This is a genomic window from Pseudomonas sp. ZS1P83, assembly GCF_054897825.1.
Genome location: NZ_CM142706.1, coordinates 2,082,749 through 2,103,074, shown reverse-complemented (window position 1 = coordinate 2,103,074; position 20,326 = coordinate 2,082,749). Strand labels below are relative to the sequence as shown.

At 56.5% G+C, this 20,326-nt stretch carries 12 protein-coding genes and 3 pseudogenes; 7 read left to right on the top strand and 8 right to left on the bottom strand.

The features are described from left to right. Nucleotides 1-170 precede the first annotated feature (170 nt). Nucleotides 171-812: a DUF1345 domain-containing protein gene (locus ACYZT0_RS10290; RefSeq protein ID WP_462045731.1), complete on the top strand. Its 642-nt coding sequence runs from the start codon at nucleotides 171-173 to the stop codon at nucleotides 810-812. Between the two features lie 215 nt (nucleotides 813-1,027). Then, complete coding sequence (locus ACYZT0_RS10285; RefSeq protein WP_462045729.1) at nucleotides 1,028-1,513, top strand: hypothetical protein; 486 nt, start codon at nucleotides 1,028-1,030, stop codon at nucleotides 1,511-1,513. A 70-nt stretch (nucleotides 1,514-1,583) separates the two neighbouring features. On the opposite strand, the gene ACYZT0_RS10280 is transcribed toward ACYZT0_RS10285, so the two are convergent. The 3 genes from ACYZT0_RS10280 to ACYZT0_RS10270 form a co-directional block, all read right to left on the bottom strand. After that, nucleotides 1,584-3,821: an autotransporter outer membrane beta-barrel domain-containing protein gene (locus tag ACYZT0_RS10280; protein WP_462046537.1), complete on the bottom strand. Its 2,238-nt coding sequence runs from the start codon at nucleotides 3,819-3,821 to the stop codon at nucleotides 1,584-1,586. A 222-nt stretch (nucleotides 3,822-4,043) separates the two neighbouring features. Further along, nucleotides 4,044-6,062, bottom strand: coding sequence for a hypothetical protein (locus ACYZT0_RS10275; RefSeq protein ID WP_462045728.1), 2,019 nt, complete (start codon nucleotides 6,060-6,062; stop codon nucleotides 4,044-4,046). Between the two features lie 290 nt (nucleotides 6,063-6,352). Further along, nucleotides 6,353-6,955 carry a hypothetical protein gene (locus tag ACYZT0_RS10270; protein ID WP_462045727.1) on the bottom strand — a complete coding sequence of 201 codons (603 nt, stop codon included), beginning with the start codon at nucleotides 6,953-6,955 and terminating at the stop codon, nucleotides 6,353-6,355. A 202-nt stretch (nucleotides 6,956-7,157) separates the two neighbouring features. On the opposite strand from ACYZT0_RS10270, the pseudogene ACYZT0_RS10265 reads away from it, so the two are divergent. Then, nucleotides 7,158-8,044 (top strand): annotated as a pseudogene (locus ACYZT0_RS10265) (LacI family DNA-binding transcriptional regulator); the annotation flags it as partial. Between the two features lie 505 nt (nucleotides 8,045-8,549). Then, nucleotides 8,550-9,428: pseudogene (locus ACYZT0_RS10260) on the top strand (2-hydroxyacid dehydrogenase); the annotation flags it as partial. A gap of 17 nt (nucleotides 9,429-9,445) precedes the next feature. On the opposite strand, the gene ACYZT0_RS10255 reads toward ACYZT0_RS10260, so the two are convergent. From ACYZT0_RS10255 to ACYZT0_RS10240, 4 genes are all read right to left on the bottom strand, one after another. Next, nucleotides 9,446-10,633: a pyridoxal phosphate-dependent aminotransferase gene (locus tag ACYZT0_RS10255; protein WP_462045726.1), complete on the bottom strand. Its 1,188-nt coding sequence runs from the start codon at nucleotides 10,631-10,633 to the stop codon at nucleotides 9,446-9,448. A 41-nt stretch (nucleotides 10,634-10,674) separates the two neighbouring features. Next, a complete protein-coding gene (locus ACYZT0_RS10250) occupies nucleotides 10,675-12,300 on the bottom strand; it encodes a methyl-accepting chemotaxis protein (protein ID WP_462045725.1) in 1,626 nt (541 codons plus the stop codon). 249 nt (nucleotides 12,301-12,549) lie between these two features. Further along, nucleotides 12,550-13,692 carry a glycerate kinase gene (locus ACYZT0_RS10245; protein ID WP_462045724.1) on the bottom strand — a complete coding sequence of 381 codons (1,143 nt, stop codon included), beginning with the start codon at nucleotides 13,690-13,692 and terminating at the stop codon, nucleotides 12,550-12,552. Nucleotides 13,693-13,798: 106 nt separating this feature from the next. After that, nucleotides 13,799-14,932, bottom strand: a complete 1,134-nt coding sequence (locus ACYZT0_RS10240; protein ID WP_462045723.1) for a sugar diacid recognition domain-containing protein — start codon at nucleotides 14,930-14,932, stop codon at nucleotides 13,799-13,801. 168 nt (nucleotides 14,933-15,100) lie between these two features. On the opposite strand from ACYZT0_RS10240, the gene ACYZT0_RS10235 reads away from it, so the two are divergent. After that, entirely contained in the window at nucleotides 15,101-16,411 is a 1,311-nt protein-coding gene (locus ACYZT0_RS10235) for an MFS transporter (protein WP_462045722.1), read from the top strand. A 152-nt stretch (nucleotides 16,412-16,563) separates the two neighbouring features. Beyond that, nucleotides 16,564-16,923, top strand: a pseudogene (locus ACYZT0_RS10230) (LysR substrate-binding domain-containing protein); the annotation flags it as partial. Between the two features lie 79 nt (nucleotides 16,924-17,002). Here ACYZT0_RS10230 and ACYZT0_RS10225 read toward each other — a convergent pair. Next, nucleotides 17,003-18,943 carry an Ig-like domain-containing protein gene (locus ACYZT0_RS10225; RefSeq protein ID WP_462045721.1) on the bottom strand — a complete coding sequence of 647 codons (1,941 nt, stop codon included), beginning with the start codon at nucleotides 18,941-18,943 and terminating at the stop codon, nucleotides 17,003-17,005. 228 nt (nucleotides 18,944-19,171) lie between these two features. Here ACYZT0_RS10225 and ACYZT0_RS10220 point away from each other — a divergent pair, with 228 nt between their 5' ends. Continuing rightward, nucleotides 19,172-20,185 (top strand): aldo/keto reductase, encoded by a 1,014-nt coding sequence (locus ACYZT0_RS10220; protein ID WP_462045720.1) that lies wholly within the window; start codon nucleotides 19,172-19,174, stop codon nucleotides 20,183-20,185. The last annotated feature ends 141 nt before the right edge of the window (nucleotides 20,186-20,326 follow it).

The window sequence follows — 20,326 nt, the reverse complement described above, 5'->3', positions numbered from 1 at the left end:
GCGAGGCTTGCCCGCGAAGAGGGAGTGTCAGGCAACATCAATGCTGAATGTCACGGCCTCTTCGCGGGCAAGCCTCGCTCCTACAAGGGTCGATGATCGGTTTCAGACTTGTGGTCACAACGGACTGCGCTGGGCTAAGGTGTTTGCACACCCCGGCCCATCGAGTTCACATGCCCTTCCTCGCCCGCACCCACCCTCGCCTGTCTGCCGCTGCCACGCTCGGCGTCGCAGTAGGCATTCTGACTCCAGCCGACTCGATCATCAGCAAAATCCTCATCGGCTGGAACGCCGGGGTCTGGACGTATCTGGTGCTGATGGTCTGGCTCGCTGTGCGCGCCAAAGCGCCAGACGTGAAGCGCATTGCCGTGGTCGAGGACGAAAACGCCGGGCTGGTGCTATTCGTTGTGTGCATCGCCGCGATCGCGAGCCTGGCGACCATCACCTTCGAACTGGCCGGCAGCAAGGACCTGGAAACCACTCGAAAGCTGCTGCATTACGGGTTTACCGCGTTGACGGTGATCGGTTCCTGGCTGCTGATCGGGGTGATCTTCAGCGTCCACTACGCCCGCTTGTATTACACCTGGGAGGGCAAGGAGCCAGCGCTGCGCTTTGCCGAAGGGCTGACCACCCCGAACTATTGGGACTTCCTGTATTTCTCGTTCACCATCGGCGTCGCAGTGCAGACGTCGGACGTTGGCGTCGCCACCCGGGGTTTGCGCAAAATTGTGCTGGCGCAGTCGCTGATCGGCTTTCTGTTCAACACGGCCATTCTCGGGTTTTCGATCAATATTGCGGCGGGGTTGTTTGGCTGATAGCTCTAACCACAGCGGCGTTGGTACAGGGTTTAGTAACTGGATTGGATAACGTGAACTTGGTGCTAGGCAATCGGTTAAAAATCACATCTTTGTCTCCTTGTAAACTGTCATGTATGACAGTTTACAACGCAGACCTATAAGCGCTTTTATACGTCATCCCGGAAGCTTTTTTTACCAGGATACCTTTCCTCATGACAGTGGAGACCGTATTGATGAACTCGATCAAGAGCAGTGAGAAGCAAACCGCCGGTAGCTGTAACGGAACAATTGACAATGTAACCTTCAACGCAAGCCTGGTAGAACTTACTTCAGAAATTTTTCCGCCAGAACATGGCGAGGCTCATGTGATGCTTGCCTGGCATCGCAACTCGGACAACAGCCTAAGGCATATCACGCTGTCGTTTCAAAAACTATTGGCGGCGGGTTCCTACGAGTTGAAGCCGGACTCCGATGAAGTGCGGCTGAATCTCGCTGAACGCAGCACTGCGTCAACGGTTCTATATTCGCAAATCAGTGGAACAGCCGATCTTGCATTCGATGACATCACGGGCATTTTCTCAGGCACGCTGAAGGATGCCGTCGTAGAACATGAAGAGGAAGATGGAGGCAAAAAAACGTTAACTATCAATATTGAATTCAGCGCGATGAGTGATGTTGCGCTTGCCGGCAAGTTTTACAATCGTACTCAAGCCGCCTGACAGGCGAGTGAACTGCTGAATAAAAAAGGAAGCCTTGGCTTCCTTTTTTAATTCAGTTCAGACCTCAATTTTAAAAGCCGTATCGAACGCCAAAATTCGCACCGATCGGCCGCTCGATATTTTTACCGTTGCTGTAATCAACATCCACGTGCATCTGCAGGCTGTTCGTAAGCGCTACAACGACACCGGTAGCCAATTCGCCACGCGTTCCAGACAGATCGTTATTGAAGACATTGTTGTTAACGCTGACTTCATTATTCTTGGCGAACTCATAAGCCAACGCGGCACGCACGTAGGGTTGCACCTGCATGTCGTTTAGCGTGAAATTGCGCCCGACGGTCATCCCCGCCTCCCCCAGCAACGAGCGCGTACGATCGCCGTCGGCTTGCAGGTCATTGTCCAGGGAAAACGTTTTGCCCTGGATAACTACTGCTGACCATTTGGTATACGGTTCGATGAAATAGCCGTTGTCGAGTTTGATGTGTCGACCGACCTCGACAGAGCCGCCCAGGCCGGTATTGTCATAGTCACCTTTGGCTCTGCGACCATCGCTCAAACCGACCTTGGCGTCATTTCGGAAACGGTTGACCTTCACCACGCCATCAAAGTAGTAACCGCTCTGTGCATCAATCCAGGTGGCATAAGTGCCAATGTAATAACTGGTGACCGTGCCCGAGGTGCCGCCATCGAGATTCAGGTCGGATTTGCTATGCCCGGCCATCACGCCCACCAGCCATTGGCCGTCACCGATCGGTAGCGGCGCATCGGCGCCGAGGGTGAAGCCTTGCTGGGTTTGTTGATACCCGACACCCGAACCATCGGCCACATTGTATTTATTGGCATAGGTGCGGCCCCAGGCGCCAGCCTCAGCGCCATTGAAACGCAACTCCCCCATGCGCGAACGCAACGACGTGAGCTCGCCATACCATACCGTCGGCGCCGTGTTGAACAAGGCCAAAACCGAGCGAGCGCCAGGACTGACCGTGCGGGTACTCGGATCCAGAATCCAGTCGTCGCCACTTTTCGCCAAACTGTAGGAAAAGGTTCCGAGATCCACGTCTCTCTCCAGAAAGAATTGCGCATCGCCCCCCGCCGTCTGCACCACCCGAACAGGTTGGCCGGCCGCCGGATCAACGCCGCTGCTGCTGATTAACAGCTCATGTCGCCCACTGGCAGACCCTGTCACGTTCAGCAGATCGGTTTGGCCCGTGGCGAAATCCGTGCCCATCTCGAATCGACCGTTCCCCGAAAGCTGATTCACATTCAGTCGATAGAAAGCGTTATCGGCCCCGAAGCGTACCGTCCCGCCATTCAGGGTCAACTTATCGATCTGACTGTCCCCCATCAGCACCCAGCGAGCGTTGTCGTTGATGGTCGCGCTGGAGATATTTTCCAGGCGACCGGTCAACACCGAGTTGTTCTGCAAGGTCAGATCGAGGGTACTGCCTGCTTCATTGATAATATTGCCGGTCAATGCGCTGTTGTTGACAGTGACCGAGGTGTCGGCACCGCCACGGACATCCAGCAGCGTTCCGTTACCGGCCAACAGTCGAGAATTATTCAGGGCGATAGTAGCTGTGGAAGTACCTGCATTGGCGAAGTCGACCAGGATGGCCGAGCCGGTTTGTCCCTGAACGATCGTACTGTCCAGCGCCAGCGTCACCGGTTGAATCGCGGTCGAGTCGAGATCGAGCGTTATGCCATTTTGTCCACCAATGATGGTGCTGTCAGTGGCGGTGGCTTGAGCACTGCGCAATCTCAACCCATAGCTGGTAGCACCGGTGCCCTGAATCGTTGAGTCGTTGACGTTCAGTCTGCTGAGTGCACTCACCAGAGCCCCACCCGTCACACCGCTGATCGTGCTTTTACCCCTCACGGTCGCCGTGGAGCCGGTTTGCGTATTCACTTCACGCACGACCTGGAGCCCTACGCGATTGCCGGTAATGGTGCTGTTGTCGATATCGGCTCGACTGTTGCTAAGCACAACAGCCGCCAGACCGCCAACACCCGAAACGTTCGCACCGCTTAAATTAACGTTGGAGCCGTTGCGGGCCGTGATCTGCTGGGTGGTACTCCCGGCATTGACGTTGAGAGTCGAACTGTCAGAGTTAATGAACAGCGTTTGTGCACCGTTAACGTTCAATGTGGCGTTCGAACTGAGATCCCAGCTTTCCGGTGTTCCGCCAGTAATGGTTACGTTACCGCCAACAATGGGCGCTGCTGTGGTAATTGGGCTGGAAAATACCAGGATGGGTGAACATAGGAGAGCACAACAAAAGGGCACGTTTAACGAAAACTTGCTTCGCATAGTAGACACCTGCTTCAGGAAACCGGATTGCTGCCACTCGCGGATTGGAAGGCCAGCCAAATGAGGGTCGCTAGGCTAGCGTGTAATTACGCATAGTTATGTAGGATTAATCCTCATTCGAGGGGTGAAAAATCCCCTGGCAAGATTACTTTCTCTGTAACAAAATAAGAGTGAAACAGTGCGGCGAATACTATTTTCGCCGCACTTTTCCAACAGCTGTTTTTATGGAGCTGGAATTGGGTTAACCTCTTCGCAGTACTGCGCCTCACTGTTTGTCAGCAGCACAAAATGTTTGGCTACCACTGAAGGAGGGGTTGGCGTAGTACCTGTCCGGGTAATGGTATAGCTGAGGTGACCGTTGGCACGGTTCGCCGGTTTTAAGTGAGTATTATAAGTACCAATGTTGATGAGTGCGCCTGCATCGGGAAACGTGCCGGCGATCTTAAAATCAGCATTAGTTTCCGTACCAGGAACAAGCACAGGCGGCACTGCATCGGTGTACGCTACCCATGACAAAGTAATAGTTTCACCGTCAACCGTGTAATCACTTTTCGGAATACGCACACTTAAGTTACGTCTGTTCGTGCCATCCCCAGGAGGAACGAAGTTCAATGTAGAACAACCGATCCTTCTAAGTGGACCCGCAAGGTTCAACACCTCGGGCATAGGCGTTTCAATGGGAAATGCATCTACCGGGATGTCTTTAGGAGGAGCGCCTACCGGATTAGGATTTGCCGCGGTATAGAGCACCCAACGCAACACCTTTGTCCCGCTTTGCTGATCAAAAATAGTTTTCCAGGGAAGTGTTTGTGTAAGCGTTGTGTCTTGCTGCCCACCGGTCAAACGGATGGTTTCGCCTACCTTGACGTCATCATAAAATATATCAATTAACCATCCTTCTTCAGTGGCGGGCAGTGCGAAAAGTTTGATTGAAATCTCTGCATCTTTGCCATAGTCCGCTTCCACAATTTTATCAACCGAGCCGTCTGCGGTTCCCAGTACAGCAGGATTTAAAGCATCGTTTACAGGGTCGGGTTCATTCGGGTTTACCGGGCCAATATAAGAAATATTGACCTTGATATCCACGTCATTGCCACCGATAACACGGGGGCCTCTGAACATCTTATAGCTAATGTTTGTTTCTTCATCACCATCGGTGTTGCCATAAACTTGTTTGATAATCGAAAAATCAACGTTATCCCAAGTCAGCTTGCCATCGACACTGGCATCTACTCTCTTTTCGCCAAGCTCCGCCATTCCCCAGTAAGCCATAATGGTGTCCGAAGCCGCGTTCGGCGTTGGTACATCGATAACGATGTCGACACCTTGCTTACAGTCGGCCAAATCAATCAAATCATCGCCATCAGTACCATTGGCCAGTGGCAGCACTGGTGGCGCAAACACTGTAGGATCAGCGATGCGTTTGACTACGCGATAACTGGGATTGGATGTTTTACCTTTATTACCTGCAAGATCCGTCACAACATAAATAAGTGTATTCAAGCCTTCACTGGAATTTACAAATACCTCAATGGGCACGATGACTTCATACGTTGATGGCAGCAAGCCTTCAAACACGGGCTGGTCGCCAACAGCGGGGGCTATGCCCCAGAAAACCTTGATCACATCAGTGGCGTGATAGTTGCTATAAGTCGCGGCCTTGATCGTGATACCGCCCGGATTATTGCCGATATAGGTTTCATCGATTGGATCGTTTGGCCCAAGATCAGCAGGAAACGAAGCCGCCCCCGGGGATCGGTTCGACGCCGGGGTTTTCACTCTATAGGGCGCTGTACGGTCGATGGCGTACGTAGTAATGTCCGAGCGCCCTTCATTCGTTGCACCGTACCAATAGATATACTGAACTTCATATTCGGTAGGTGTTTCCGGAGTGCTTTCTTCTGCCAGGTACTGCAAAGGAATTTGACGCGGCAACGGCCAGACCCGATTAGCAATAGTTCCTAATTCCAAAAATTGTTCAATGTCTCGCCAGTTGGTTTCTCCTTTTTTACGGATCTTGAACTCGATCAAATCATCTGGATCCTCAGGTTCAGAGGGCCGAGGAATCGTGTATTGTAGCGGCGCGGAGAGAGCTGCCACGGGAATCCGCAAATCGTTTTCAAGTGTTTGCGCTGGAATGGTGACGCGGCCGGGATTTGCGAGCACACCGCCGGATTTTCGGTAACTTTTTTCAAGTACTGCTCTTCGGGACAACTGGGCTTTTTCAACGATTGCGTTCATTTTACCGCCTCCATGTGTTCACGATTGATTGCCATACAATTTGAAGAAGATTGTGGCCTCTTCGTACAACTTAGCTCCCGCCTATCCCCACGCTTGCTGGAGGCTCGCATGGAAACTCTTCGCCAGGTTTAATCCTGTCTATTTTTACCACCGCAGTTTTTGATTTTCCTACACGTTTCGCGCCGCGATAGACGGTATAAACAACGGTGGCGGACGCGTTTTTCACCATCGGTTTTATATGAGTCTCGTAAGGCTCTATAACCAGTGAAAATCCTTCACGGATGTCTTGTTCACTTAAAGCCGGACGAATAACAGTTTTTTTTAGCACTGATGAACTCTGTGCCACTGCCGTTCAGAGTGGAGAACCCTCGCCAGAGCACTTCACAGCGGTCTCCGACGTTAAATCCCGCAAGTGCAGGGATCTTGACCGTGACACCTTCCCACAAGGGAGGATCAGTTTCGCAATTCAGATAGCCCCACTTGGTGGCGTGCTTAAAGTCAGCTTCCTCGAGATCGCCGGCATGATCAATAGTCAGTCGCCGCGAAAAAGACTTGGATGGATTGTCGGCGCTATTAAGAATTCCATACCACAGTTCCCCGACACCATTAATCCTTAAATATTCCGGACCGATATGAATAATGAATTCTGGCTTCATATCGTCCGGGTAGTACGTATTTGGAACACTTACTAAAGGCTCTCCCGGTTGATCAAAGAAAACGGTCAGAATGTCCCTTTCACCTGGATCTTTCGCTGGATCGGGCCACAAAGGGACGACTACATCAATTCCTTTGAGCAGTAATTCAGTTGGAACTTGCCCCTCCGGATCAACATCCGGATCGGCGACACCTAGAACTTTCGGCGCATCGAATGTCAGTGGCTTATTGAGCGCCATATCGCAAGTCCTTTGATTGGTCGTAGAATTATTCTTTTGTCTGAAAGAAATTAAGCACCGAGTTCAATGATGTGGCTACTGTCATATCTGACAGGTATTGCTACCGTTTGTCGGGTTTTTCCTACACGTTGGGGTATCGCTGCGTTGACGCGTTCTGGTTAATGGCGTCTTCTGAAACCGGTTTCAAAGCCAGCCTGCAGGCGATCAGGCGATCAGCGAATTGGGCTACCGCCCGAATCAAATGGCCCGCGGCCTGAAACGCGGGCGTACCCGCCTGATCGGCATGCTGGTGGCCGATATCCGTAATCCTTATTCGATTGCCGTGATGCACGGGTGGAAACCGCCTGCCGTCAGCACGGCTACAGCCTGGTGGTGTGCAATACCGATCGCGATGACGAGCAGGAACGCCAGCACCTGGCGCTGCTGCGCTCGTACAACATTGAAGGCTTGATCGTGAACACCCTCGGTCATCACCTCGACGAATTGCGCGAACTGCATCGGGAGATGCCGCTGGTGTTGGTGGATCGCAAGGTCGAGCAACTCGAGAGTGATCTGGTGGGGCTGGACAATCCGGCAGCGGTCGAGATCGCCCTCGCGCACCTTGAAGAGCGCGGCTATCGCGACGTGTTGCTGGTCACCGAACCCTATGACGGCACCAGTTCGTGGATCGAGCGGGTCAGCAGTTTCAAGGTGCAGATCGAGCAGCGTCCGACCCTGCGCGGCAGCCTCATCGAAACCGGCAGCGAACTCACCGCCCAGCTGAAAACCTTCCTCGAAACGCCCGGACCCGGCCCGAAAGCGCTGTTCTGCGCCAACGGCATCGCCGCGCTGGCCAGCACCCATTCGTTGCGTGAGCTGAAGTGCATTCTGTTCGAAGACGTCGGCCTGATTGCCCTCGATGATCTGGATTGGTACCCACTGGTAGGCAGCGGCATCACCGCCCTCGCCCAACCGACGGCCGAGATTGGCGCGAGTGCGTTCGAGTGTTTGCTCAAGCGCTTGCGTGGTGATGCCGGGCCGGTGCGGACCCTGGATTTTTCGGCGCGGTTGATTGTGCGTGGATCGACAGCCTTGCGTGTTTCAAGTTGAGGACGCCTTCGCGGGCAAGCCTCGCTCCTACAGAAGCCGTGGCGTGAATGAATGGCGTAAACGATCCAAAATCCTGTGGGAGCGAGGCTTGCCGCGAAGAGGCCCGAAAGAACAACAAATCAACCACTGATATTTTTTTGAACAAAAATGAAACCGGTTTCAGAGGTATACAACAATGAATAAACCACCCGTTTCCATCAGCCTGTCGAGCTACGGCGCCGACCTAGTTCGCGAACGCGTCCAGGGATCGTTTATCGACGTGTTGGCCGCCGCCGGCGCCACACGCATCGAATGGCGCGAAGAGTTGCTGACCGTCGAAGACCCTACTCAATTAGCCGACGCGACCCAGGCCCAAGGCGTCGAAAGCGTGTATTCCTCGCCGATGGAATTGTGGCTGGCCGGCCAGTCGAAACCCAATCCTGAACTGATCTCTGCGCTGCAGCGCGCCCAGGCATTCGGTGCCAAATGGCTGAAAGTGTCCCTGGGTTTCGACAACCTCAATGCCGAAGGCCTGGCAACGCTGCGCGAGGCCCTGCCCCGCGCCCACGGGTTGCTCGGTGCCAGCCTTAAGCTGGACGCCGGGTTGCTCGATCTGGCACCAGATCTGGAAGCCATTGCCAGCGTCTCCGTGGGGATCGACAACTACGACATCGACTACCTGACCGAGCGGCATATCCTGCTCAGCAACACCCCTGACGCACTCACCGAAACCACCGCTGACACCGGTTTCGCGCTGATCCTGGCAACCGCTCGGCGAGTGGTGGAACTGGCGAACATTGTCCGCGCCGGCCAGTGAAACCGCAACATCGGCCCGGCGCAGTTCGGCAGCGATGTGCACGGTAAAACCTTGGGCATCATTGGCATGGGGCGGATCGGTGAGGCCCTGGCCCAGCGTGGGCATTTCGGTTTTGGCATGCCGGTTATCTATCACAGCCACTCGCCAAAACCGGCGGTGGAACAGCGATTCAACGCGCAGTACCGCAGCCTCCCAGCCTTGTTGCAGCAGGCTGATTTCATTTGCCTGACCCTGCCGCTGACAGCAGAAACCGAAGGACTGATCGGGGCCGAGCAGTTTGCCCTGATGCGCCCGGAGAGCATCTTCATCAATATTTCACGGGGCAAGGTCGTGGACGAGGCGGCGCTTATTGGCGCCTTGCGTGACAGGCAGATTCGCGCCGCGGGGCTGGATGTGTTCGAACGTGAGCCACTGAACACTGACTCGCCGCTGTTGCAACTGAACAACGTGGTGGCGACGCCGCACATCGGTTCGGCGACGCATGAAACGCGCGAAGCGATGGCCACGTGTGCGGTGGACAATCTGCTGGCGTCACTGGCAGGTGTGCGGCCGGCGAATCTGGTGAACGTCGGGGCGTGGAAGGCTTAAGGAATCAGCCAGTGGAATCAAGCCCGGCGCGCCTCCAGAAGGTCCGCAGCACACAACGCAATCCGCTGGCACGCATCCGCCAGCTTCAGCTGATCCACCACCAACCCCAATCGAATATGCCCCGCCGCACTCGGCCCAAACGCTTCACCGGCCAGCACCGACACGCCGTAACCTTCCAGCAGCCGCTCGGCAAAACGCTGGGCACACAACCCGGTCTGGCGCACATCGACCATCACGAACATTCCGCCATCAGGCCGAATCGGTCGGATGCCCGGGCAATCACGCAGACTCGCGCACACCAGGTTGCGACGCTGGCGATACTCCTCGCGCATCACCGCCACTTCCGGCAAGTCCTCATCCAGCGCCAATTGCGCAGCATTCTGAATAAAATCCGGAATGCCAAACAGCATGCACAACGAGAGATGCGCCAGGTGGTCATTCAAGGGTTTCGGCCCGATCACCCAGCCCACTCGCCAACCGCTCATGGCGTGGGACTTGGACAGGCTATTGATGGTCGCCGTGCGCTCGGCCATGCCCGGCAGACTCGCCGGGCTAATGTGCTCGCCTTCGTACAACAGATCGCTGTAAACCTCGTCGCTGATCAGCCACAGGTCGTGACGAACACAGAGCGACGCCAGCTCCTGCCAGACCATCAGCGGCAAACTGGCGCCGGAAGGATTGTTCGGACTGTTGAGCAGGATGGCGCGGGTTTTAGGCGTGATCAGCGCCGCGACATCCGCCGGATCGACCCGAAAGCCGTTCTCGGGGCGCACCGCCACCGGCACCACCTTGGCTCCACAGGCACCGAATACGCCTTCATAGGTCACGTACATCGGTTCGGCGACGATCACTTCATCGCCCGGATCGAGCAGGCATTGCACCACCGAATACACCGCGCATTGTGCGCCCGGCAGCACGATCACATGGTCGGCATCCACGACTTGACCGCTGCGGCGTCGATGACGGTTGGCGATGCTGTTGCGCAATCCCTGACTGCCGCGTACTGCAGGGTAGTGGGTATCGCCGGACAGCAAGCTGTCGATGCACGCCTGAATGATGGGCTGCGGCGTATCGAAGTCGGGATCGCCGATCGATAGCAGCAGCACATCAACGCCCTGCTCACGTAATTCCAGTGCTCGGTCATGAATCTGCCAGGCCGCAGCGCCGTCACCGGCGATTCGTTTGGTCAAGGCTGAATAGCGCATGTATTTCTCCAGTCGCGCGGGTTCCAAGCCTCAACCCTATCTCAAATCACGAAACGCGCCACCATGGCATTTAAATCCACGGCCAGGCGCGACAGTTCGTGAGTGGCGGCGCTGGTCTGGTTGGCGCCGGCGGCGGACTGGGTGGCCAGGTCGCGGATGTTTACCAGATTGCGGTCGACTTCGCGGGAAACCTGGGCCTGTTCTTCCGAAGCGCTGGCAATCACCAGGTTGCGTTCGTTGATCAATTGGATCGACTGGGTGATCTGCTCCAGCGCGACACCCGCGGCGCGGGCCATTTCAAGGGTGCTTTGAGTGCGTTGATTGCTTTGCTGCATCGACGAAACCGCTTCGCCGGTGCCGTTCTGGATGCCGGCGACCATTTTTTCGATTTCCTGGGTCGATTGCGCGGTGCGATGGGCCAGCGCCCGGACCTCGTCCGCCACCACCGCAAAACCACGCCCGGCTTCACCGGCACGGGCGGCTTCGATCGCGGCGTTCAGCGCCAACAGGTTGGTCTGTTCGGCGATGGCGCGGATCACGTCCAGCACCTTGCCGATGTCACGCCCCTGAGCCGCCAAGCCTTCGATCATCACTGAGGTGTTTTGCACATCGTGGGTCATGGTCTGGATCGCGCCGACGGTTTCCACCACTCGATCGCGACCTTCACGGGCCGCCTGGGTAGACTGGTTCGAGGCCTCGGACGTCGACACCGCGTTGCGTGCCACTTCTTCCACGGCGGCGGTCATTTCGTTGACGGCAGTGGCGGCCTGATCGATTTCGTTGTTCTGCTGTTGCAGGCCGCGGGAGGCTTCTTGGGTGACCGTGCTGAGTTCTTCAGCGGCGGCACCCAGTTGGGTGGCGGAGCCGGCGATCTGTTCGATGGTTTTGCGCAGGTTGGTTTGCATCGTGAACAAGGCACCGAGCAAACGGGCCGGTTCGTCCTTGCCGTCGATGTCGATGGTTTTAGTCAGGTTGCCGCCCGCAATGGTTTCGGCCGCCTGGAGCGCACGGTTGAGCGGCGTGACGATGCTGCGGGTCAGCAGCCAGGCCAGCAGCACGGTCATCAGCGCCGCAATCACCGCCACTGCGATGATGCCGGTCACGGCGCTGCTGTAGTGCTCGCCCGCTTCGGCCGCGGCGGTTTTCGCATATGTGTTGTTGAACGCTACCAGTTTGTTCAGCTGCTCGCCCATCTGGTCCGTACCGTCCTTGATCCGGGTGTTGATCAGCGTGCGCATCTCATCGAGTTTGTTCTGCCGCGACAGCTCCAGCATCTGATTCTGGTCTTGTATATAGCTGTCCAGTGTTGTCGTGAACGTCTTGTACAGCGCAGCTTCTTCCTGGGTGGCCGGCAACGCTGCATAACTGGCTTGTGCGCTGCGAACCTTGTCGACCAGCAAGCCGGTACGTGTCTGGGCTTCCTGCAACGCGCTCGGATCACGGTTGACCAACACCCGGAAAGAAAGAATGCGCAGGCGCAGGATGTTTTCTGTCAGGTTGCCGAGAAACACGATGCTGGGCAGCTGCGTGGTTGCCATGTCGATAGAGGCTTGGCGGATGGTCGACATGCGGTTCACGGCAAACACACCCAGCACGATGACGAGCAAGGCAATGAAGGAAAAACCCAGGAAGGCTCGAGGCGCGATATTCAGATTACGCAGTGACATAGGATGATTCTCGGGTGATTGTGGCTGCGAGCATCCTTGCCGTGATCGCTGAATGGCGGGCGATGGCGCGCGCGTTTTCAGTTTGGCGCCACTGTTGGAATTGGTTTATGTGGGCCTGTTAGCTGTATCGGCCGGGGTTGAGGATTTTTGCGGGGCGTTGAGAAATATATTTCAAGTCTGGAACCACACCTCACCCTAACTCTCCCGGGAGGGCTGGGGTGAGGGGTGGATCTAAAATCCACGCAAGACTCAAGCCTTACGCAATGCCACCCGCCAAACCCGCGCAACATCGCTTGCGCGTTCACGCAACAAACGCGGCGCCTCGGCGCAAGCTTGTTCCAGCGTCATCGGCCCGCTCGCCAAGGCAAATGCAGCATCAATGCCATGCTCGTACAGTTCCTGATAACCCTCACCCAGTGTCCCGGCGACGACGATCACAGGCACGCCGTGCTGCCGAGCGATACGCGCCACACCAAACGGTGTCTTGCCACGTAGGGTTTGCGCATCGAAACGGCCTTCGCCGGTGATCACCAAATCGGCGCCCTTGACCGCATCGTCAAGGCCGACCAGTTCAGCGACCACTTCGACTCCGGCCTTGAATTGCGCACCCAGAAACGCTTTGGCGGCAAAGCCCAGCCCTCCCGCCGCTCCGCTGCCCGGTTCGTCACGTACGTCGTTATTCAGGACCTGGGCGCACCGTTCGGCAAAGTGCCCGAGCGCGTTATCCAGTTGCTGGACTTGCTCGGGCGACGCGCCTTTCTGCGGGCCGAATATCGCTGAGGCACCGTGAGGGCCGCACAGTGGGTTATTGACATCGGCGGCGATGTCGAATCGCACCTCGGCCAGACGCGGATCAATTTCACTCATGTCGATTCGCGCTAATTGCGCGAGCGCCAGACCTCCCGGTGCAAGCGTCTGGCCCAGTGCGTCCAGCAGTTTCACGCCCAAGGCTTGCATCGCCCCCGCACCGCCGTCGTTGGTGGCGCTGCCGCCAATCGCCAAAATGACCCGTTGCGCTCCCGCGTCAAGCGCGGTGCGGATCAATTCGCCGGTGCCGAACGTGCTGCTGATGCAGGCATCACGCTGGCCTGGCGGAACCAGTTGCAGGCCACTGGCCTCGGCCATTTCGATGATCGCGGTGTGGCTTTGGGGTAACCAGCCCCAGGCGGCATCAACCATTGCGCCGAGCGGCCCGCGGACTTGGGTTCGGCGCAGTTCGCCCTCGCACGCCGCCAGAATCGATTCGACAGTCCCCTCCCCGCCGTCAGCCATGGGGCATTTGACCAGTTGTGCGTCGGGCCAGACTTCCGCCAACCCCAGAGCAATGGCATCAGCCACACCTTGGGCACTCAGGCTGTCCTTGAACGAATCGGGGGCGATGACGATTTTCATGCGAATTCTCCAGTTCCAATGCCCTCATGCTGCCAGCAGGCAAGAACAATAACGCCGGTCCGCTGCACAAGCAGGCATGCCGATTATTGTTCATTCCCACAAAACCTTAAGCGCCAGACGTTGGAGGCGCATCGGTTTGAGGCAAAAGTTGCACACCGAGATAAAGCGCGAGCATCCCGTCCAGCCTTAGCGGGTCGACGCCGCTGAGCTCGGCAATTCGCTCCATTCGATAACGCAGGCTGTTGCGGTGGATACCCAGTGCATCGGCACAGGCCTGGCTCTGGCCGTCGTGATCGCACCAACTGCGCAGGGTTGCCAGCAATTGGCCGTTGCCATCCTTGGCAATAACTTTGCGCAGCGGTTTGAGCAACTCGTCCAGCGCGTCGTCGTTGCGGTGCCGCCAGAGCATAACCGGCAATCGGTAACGGGTGAGCGTCAGCAAACGGGAGTGCGGCAACACATCTCGTCCATAGGCCAGCAAGTCGCCGACGCGGCGGTAGCAGCGGCGCAGTCCCGACAGCCCATCGGCCTGCCCACCCACGGCGATGCGCAGGATGTTCCAGCCCAGGCCGTCGAGTTTCTCCAGCAGCCGATCATTCTCGATCGCCTGGCTGGCTGGCCGGCACCAGAGCAACGAGGACTTGGCCGAACTCACACACCAACTGTCCGGGTAGCGCGACATCAGCCAGGCGCTGAGCGCTTCGACGGTTTGCCCCGGACCGTGTTCCATCCCTAACTCGAATAGATTCGGCACCCGCGTCATCTGCGGCTTGAGCCCAAGCTGTTGCGCTTCATCGATCAGCCGCGGCGATTCCCCGGCCTCACTGAGCAGCAACGCCAGCAGATCGTCGCAACGCTGACGCCGCCATTGCTGTTCGGCCTGCTGATTGCGCTGGCCGACCAGCATCTCGGCGGTCATCCGCACCAGTTCAGCGTAGGTGCGCAATTGCTCGGGATCGCCGGTGATGCCCAGCACGCCAATCAAGCGCTGATCGAGCAACAGCGGCAAGTTGATACCCGGCTGCACACCTTTGAGATGAATCGCTGTTTGGGCGTCGATTTCCACCACCCGCCCGTTGGCCAGCACCAGTTGCGCGCCTTCATGACGGGTGTTGACGCGCTCCGGTTCGCCGCTGCCGAGAATCAATCCCTGGCTGTCCATGACGTTAACGTTGTACGGCAGGATGGCCATCGCCCGGTCGACGATGTCCTGGGCCAGGTCGTGATCCAGTTCGAACATAGCGGTGATCCTTGAAAGCGTGATGAGCGGATTGTTCACCCGCACAGGCCTTGGTTGCAAACCCTGTGCTCAGGCACAAAGACAACGACCCAAGGGTTGGCCGAGACTCACTGGGCGATCAACGTTACCCTTTGCATCGCAAAAAATCATAATAAAGAGAGAGCCGCCATGTCACAGAGCGCCGCAGCTATCCAGGCCATCGCTGACGAAAAAAACGCCGTCTACAAACGCATTACCCTGCGTTTGATTCCCTTCATCTTCATCTGCTACCTGTTCAACTACCTCGACCGGGTGAATGTTGGATTTGCCAAGCTGCAGATGCTCGACGCACTGAAGTTCAGCGAAACCGTGTACGGCCTCGGGGCCGGGATTTTCTTTATCGGCTACGTGCTGTGCGGCGTGCCGAGCAACCTGGCCCTGACCAAATTCGGCCCGCGCCGCTGGATCGCGCTGATGATGATCGTCTGGGGCTCGCTCTCGACCTGTTTGCTGTTCGTCACCACACCGACCGAGTTCTACACCCTGCGCCTGTTCACCGGCGCGGCCGAAGCCGGGTTCTTTCCGGGCGTGGTGCTTTACCTTTCGCAGTGGTTCCCGACCTTCCGCCGTGGCCGCATCATGGCGCTGTTCATGTCGGCGATCCCGGTGTCCGGCCTGCTCGGCAGCCCGTTTTCCGGCTGGATCCTCAACCACTTCGGCGCCGGGCAAGGTGGCTTGGCCGGCTGGCAGTGGATGTTCCTGCTGCAAGGTATCCCGACCATCATCCTCGGCGCGCTGGCGTACTTCCTGCTCAGCGACAGTTACGCGAATGCCAAATGGCTCACGCCGTTCGAGCGCTCGGTGCTGGAAGCCGACCACGCTGAAGACCTGGCCAACAAACCGAAAACCACCACCGACTCGCTGCTGGCGGTATTCAAGAACCCGGCGATCTGGGCATTTGGCCTGATCTACTTCTGCATCCAGAGCGGCGTTTACGCGATCAATTTCTGGCTGCCGTCGATCATCAAGAACCTGGGCTTCAGCGATAACCTGGTGATCGGCTGGCTCAGTGCGATTCCGTACCTGCTGGCGGCGTTGTTCATGTTGATGGTCGGCCGTTCCGCCGACCTGCGAAAAGAGCGCCGATGGCACTTGGTGGTGCCGATGCTGATGGGCGCGGTGGGCCTGCTGATCGCCGTGAACTTCGCTGCCAACCCGGCCATCGCCATCCTCGGCCTGACCATCGCCACCATGGGCGCCCTCACCGGCCTGCCGATGTTTTGGCCAGTGCCGACTGCGCTGCTCAGCGCCGGTGCGGCGGCGGGTGGTTTGGCGTTGATCAACTCCATGGGGCAGATGGCGGGTTTCCTGAGTCCGTATCTGGTGGGTTGGGTCAAGGACAGCACCGGGTCGACTGATGCGGCGCTTTATTTACTGGCGGGTGTGATTGTGTGCGGGAGCTTGTTGGCGTTGCGTATGACGCGGACGTTGCGGGTTTAATCACATCGTAAAGATCCGAATATTGCAGCCTTCGGCAGCTCCTACACGGGATTGATGTACATCCTGTAGATTCACGGTCAAGCTTTCGCGAGATGTTTTTCGCTAAAAAGCTTGGCCGTATTAATTCTTCTCCAGAACGCATGCATGCCCATAACCCGGTTGAATTAAGTCAACACAGCGCCCTGCTTTATCTGCGAAACGCTCGGCCTTACAACGCTTGGCGTTTCAGTCGCTACGATGAAGTGCTGGAGATTGAAGTGCGCGGCGATTATCTCAGCAACGATGGCGGGGTCGCCCATCGCTGGGCGCTGGCCGGACACGGCATCGCCTACAAGACCTGGCTGGACGTCGCAGAAGACGTGCGCGCGGGACGGCTGGTCACGGCGTTCGATGACTGGCACGGCGAGAGCGTGCCGTTCAATCTGCTATGCCCGCACCGGGTGCAGGTGTCGGAGCGGGTGAAGGTGTTGCAGGCATTTTTGCAGGAACGTTGCAAAGCGTTGAGTCAATAAATCACTTGAAACTCACCATCCAGAAGAGATGCAACAAGAATATCGTTGCATCTCTTCTGGCTGTAATTACATACCTGAATTAAATAGGTATGACGCACCATGCAGGATATTTTAGGGTTTGATTAAATTGATAAAACTGGCCACCGGGAAGCCATACACTCCCGGGCCTACACGTCCAAACGGCACTTGTCCGTGAAGGAGGAACATATACCCCGTGAACGTCCCAGTAAAAAGTGGTGTAAATAGGGGCTCCTTGCATCGAATACATCCAGCTTACGGCCTCAGGCGAGGTCAGCAACTCGTCGCTAATCTGCAATCTATAGACATTTGAGACTGAGACGAGGTAATCCAATGTTGTACCTTCCTGGTCGACGACATAAATCGTAGACACCCCGCTTTTGAGGCCGGTCACCTTCCCCCCATTCTCCGTCACCGCTGCTTTCAGTGGTTCCGATGACAAATAGCTATAAGGCGGAACCCCTCCAGTGGGAGTACGGACGGCCGTATTGCCGATTGAGTCAACACCAGTTTTTGGCCATTGCGGAATTTTCACCGAGTAACCCTTCAAAATCATCGGTTGCTTTTCAATAGTGAAAGCCAGGCGCTCAAGCAACCAGGGCTCGGACTCGAGTTGGTCGCCACTTTTTTCCTTCACCATAAAGCGTCGCTGCCCGACGGCAATCGGTATCAACCTGCTCTGCCACTTATAGTCCGATCCAGTCTGAACATCATCGATGAACGTTCCGCCATCAAAAATCTGCAACACCGCACCCGCTAGCGCGGAGCCCGACAACGTGACTTTATTGTCAGAGACGGTTCCACCATTTTCGATTTCTGCGCCAAACGAGTTTTTCACCGAAGTAAGCACCGGTTTCACGATGACCAGTGCCCGCGCAATTCTCGATCGAGCCGAAATAACACCTCCTCGAACCTGCTCATAAGTCACCTTGACTACACTGTCGGCAATCACTTTGGCATTGGGCACCTGCAACTTATGGGTAAACGGCAGTCTTGCGACTTGCGCTTCAACTACATGTTCTACAACCCCTCCGGCACTTGGCGTCGCCGTGTATTTAACGCGGATAGTGTCATCGGCTGCCCAGACCGGTTCCAGAACATGCACCTGGATGGTCAAGTCCTTGCTACCGAGCTTGTTCAGATCAATGGTGTCCGGGGCGTCAGTGGGATCATCTGGATCCTCGGTAATATCGGGGGCTGCCATCCGAATGCCCTTTAGATCCACATCCACCGGGATAGCCGCCGACCATGGCGAGTCCAGATCGGCGCCGTTGCCAATCTGATCGCTGACCGTGTAGGAAAAAGAAAATTCGGGGTGGTCGCCCGCGCCTTCGAGAACGGTTTTATCGAGTAACAGACCGATTCTGGTTGGCACGCTGGTGGGTGTGGCGGGAGCCTCATCAGCGTGAACTTCACGGTAAACGTCATGACCGTTACAGTTCAGCAGAATCCTGTCGTAGGCCCGGCAATACGGGTAAGAGAAATAAACCTGAACACCCTGCGCTGCGCGGTAGGCATCGATACCGTCTTCAATCACGTCGTTAGGCAGGATGAGTTCCAATTCGGAATGCCCTTCATCGTCCTCGATCTTGTCTTCCATACCCGGACGAATAGCGTTGTACAAGATCGTCAACGGCGGCTCGGAGGTGCCTTCGTTATTACTGCCACGGATGATCGTGTACGTGAGTTCGTTGACGTAACCCGGATCGGATCTCAACTTATTTTTCGGTATGTAGATGACCACCGAATCATCGGTGGATTGAGTCTGAGTACTGGCAATGTTCATCTCACCGTTCAAATTGAGTTGGACGGTGTCCAGCGGTGCCTGATTAACGAAGGGGTCCACAATCACCGTGGCGCCCCTTGGCGTCAGGTCATAAAACTCTTTCGCGAGCCCACATTCCGCACCGTCCACAGATGAGTTGCTGTCGGGAAGTTTCGGCGGGTACAGAGCCAGCACGTCGTTGCTGGGTGGCACTTGATCGAAAGGCTGAATGGTCATAAAAAACGCTCCTAACTTCAAGAATGACGTCGGCCTTTTTTTGGTTGACGTCGTCGTTGATGATCAGGCCCGATTGTCAGCGCGGAGCATACTGTCAGATCTGACAGTAGCGACGAATGGTTACTGCCTGGCTTGGTGTTGCCGAGCGTCTGCTGGACAATTTTCGTTGCCGACATCAATCTTTCTGGTATTTGATGCAAACTTTCCAACCGGCAAAAGGATTTCGTCATGAGCTATCGCACGCTGGGTCATTCGGGTTTACAAGTGTCGACCCTGACCCTGGGCACCATGATGTTCGGCGAACAGACCAGCACCGAAGATTCCCTGCGGATCATCGACAAGGCCTGGGACCAGGGCATCAATTTCATCGACACCGCAGATGTTTACACCAACGGCCGCTCCGAAGAAATTGTCGGCGAAGCGATCGCCAGTCGGCGTCACGAATGGGTGCTCGCTACCAAGGTCGGTTTCGGCCCGGTGGACGGCGTGCCGAATCGCAGCGGCCTGAGTCGCAAGCACATTTTCAATGGCATCGACGCCAGCCTGACGCGCCTGAGCACCGATTATCTCGACATCTATTACTTGCACCGCGAAGACCACAACACACCGCTGGACGTCACGGTGTCGGCCATCGGCGATTTGATACGCCAGGGCAAAATCCGCTATTGGGGTCTATCGAACTACCGTGGCTGGCGCATCGCCGAGGTGATTCGTGTGGCCGACCAATTGGGCGTCGATCGGCCGGTCATCAGTCAACCGCTGTACAACATCGTCAACCGTCAGGTGGAAACCGAGCAGATCACCGCTGCGCAAAACTATGGCCTGGGCGTGGTGCCATACAGCCCGCTGGCGCGAGGCGTGCTCAGCGGTAAATACGCACCAGACGTGAAGCCGGATGCCAACAGCCGAGCCGGCCGCGCAGATAAACGCATTCTGGAAACCGAATGGCGCGTCGAATCACTGCGCATTGCTCAGCAGATCCAGCAGTACACGAAAGGGCGTGGCGTGGGCATCGTCGAATTCGCCATCGCCTGGGTGCTGAACAACAGCGCCGTCACCTCGGCCATCGTTGGGCCCCGGACCGAAGAACAATGGGATGCCTACACTAAGGCTCAGGCGGTGAAGATTACGGCGGAGGATGAAGCGTTCATTGATTCGCTGGTTGTGCCTGGGCATGCGTCGACGCCGGGCTTTAATGATGTGAGCCACTTTGTGCCGGGGCGTAAACCGCGTTTGGCTTGATCGTTCCCACGCGCAGCAAAGGAATGCAGCCCGGGACGCTTTGCGTCCCAAGAGCGGACGCAGAGCGTCCATTGAGGCGTTCCCACGCAGAAAGTGGGAACGATCGGTGTTGGAAATATTGAGCAAGTGGCCAATATTCAG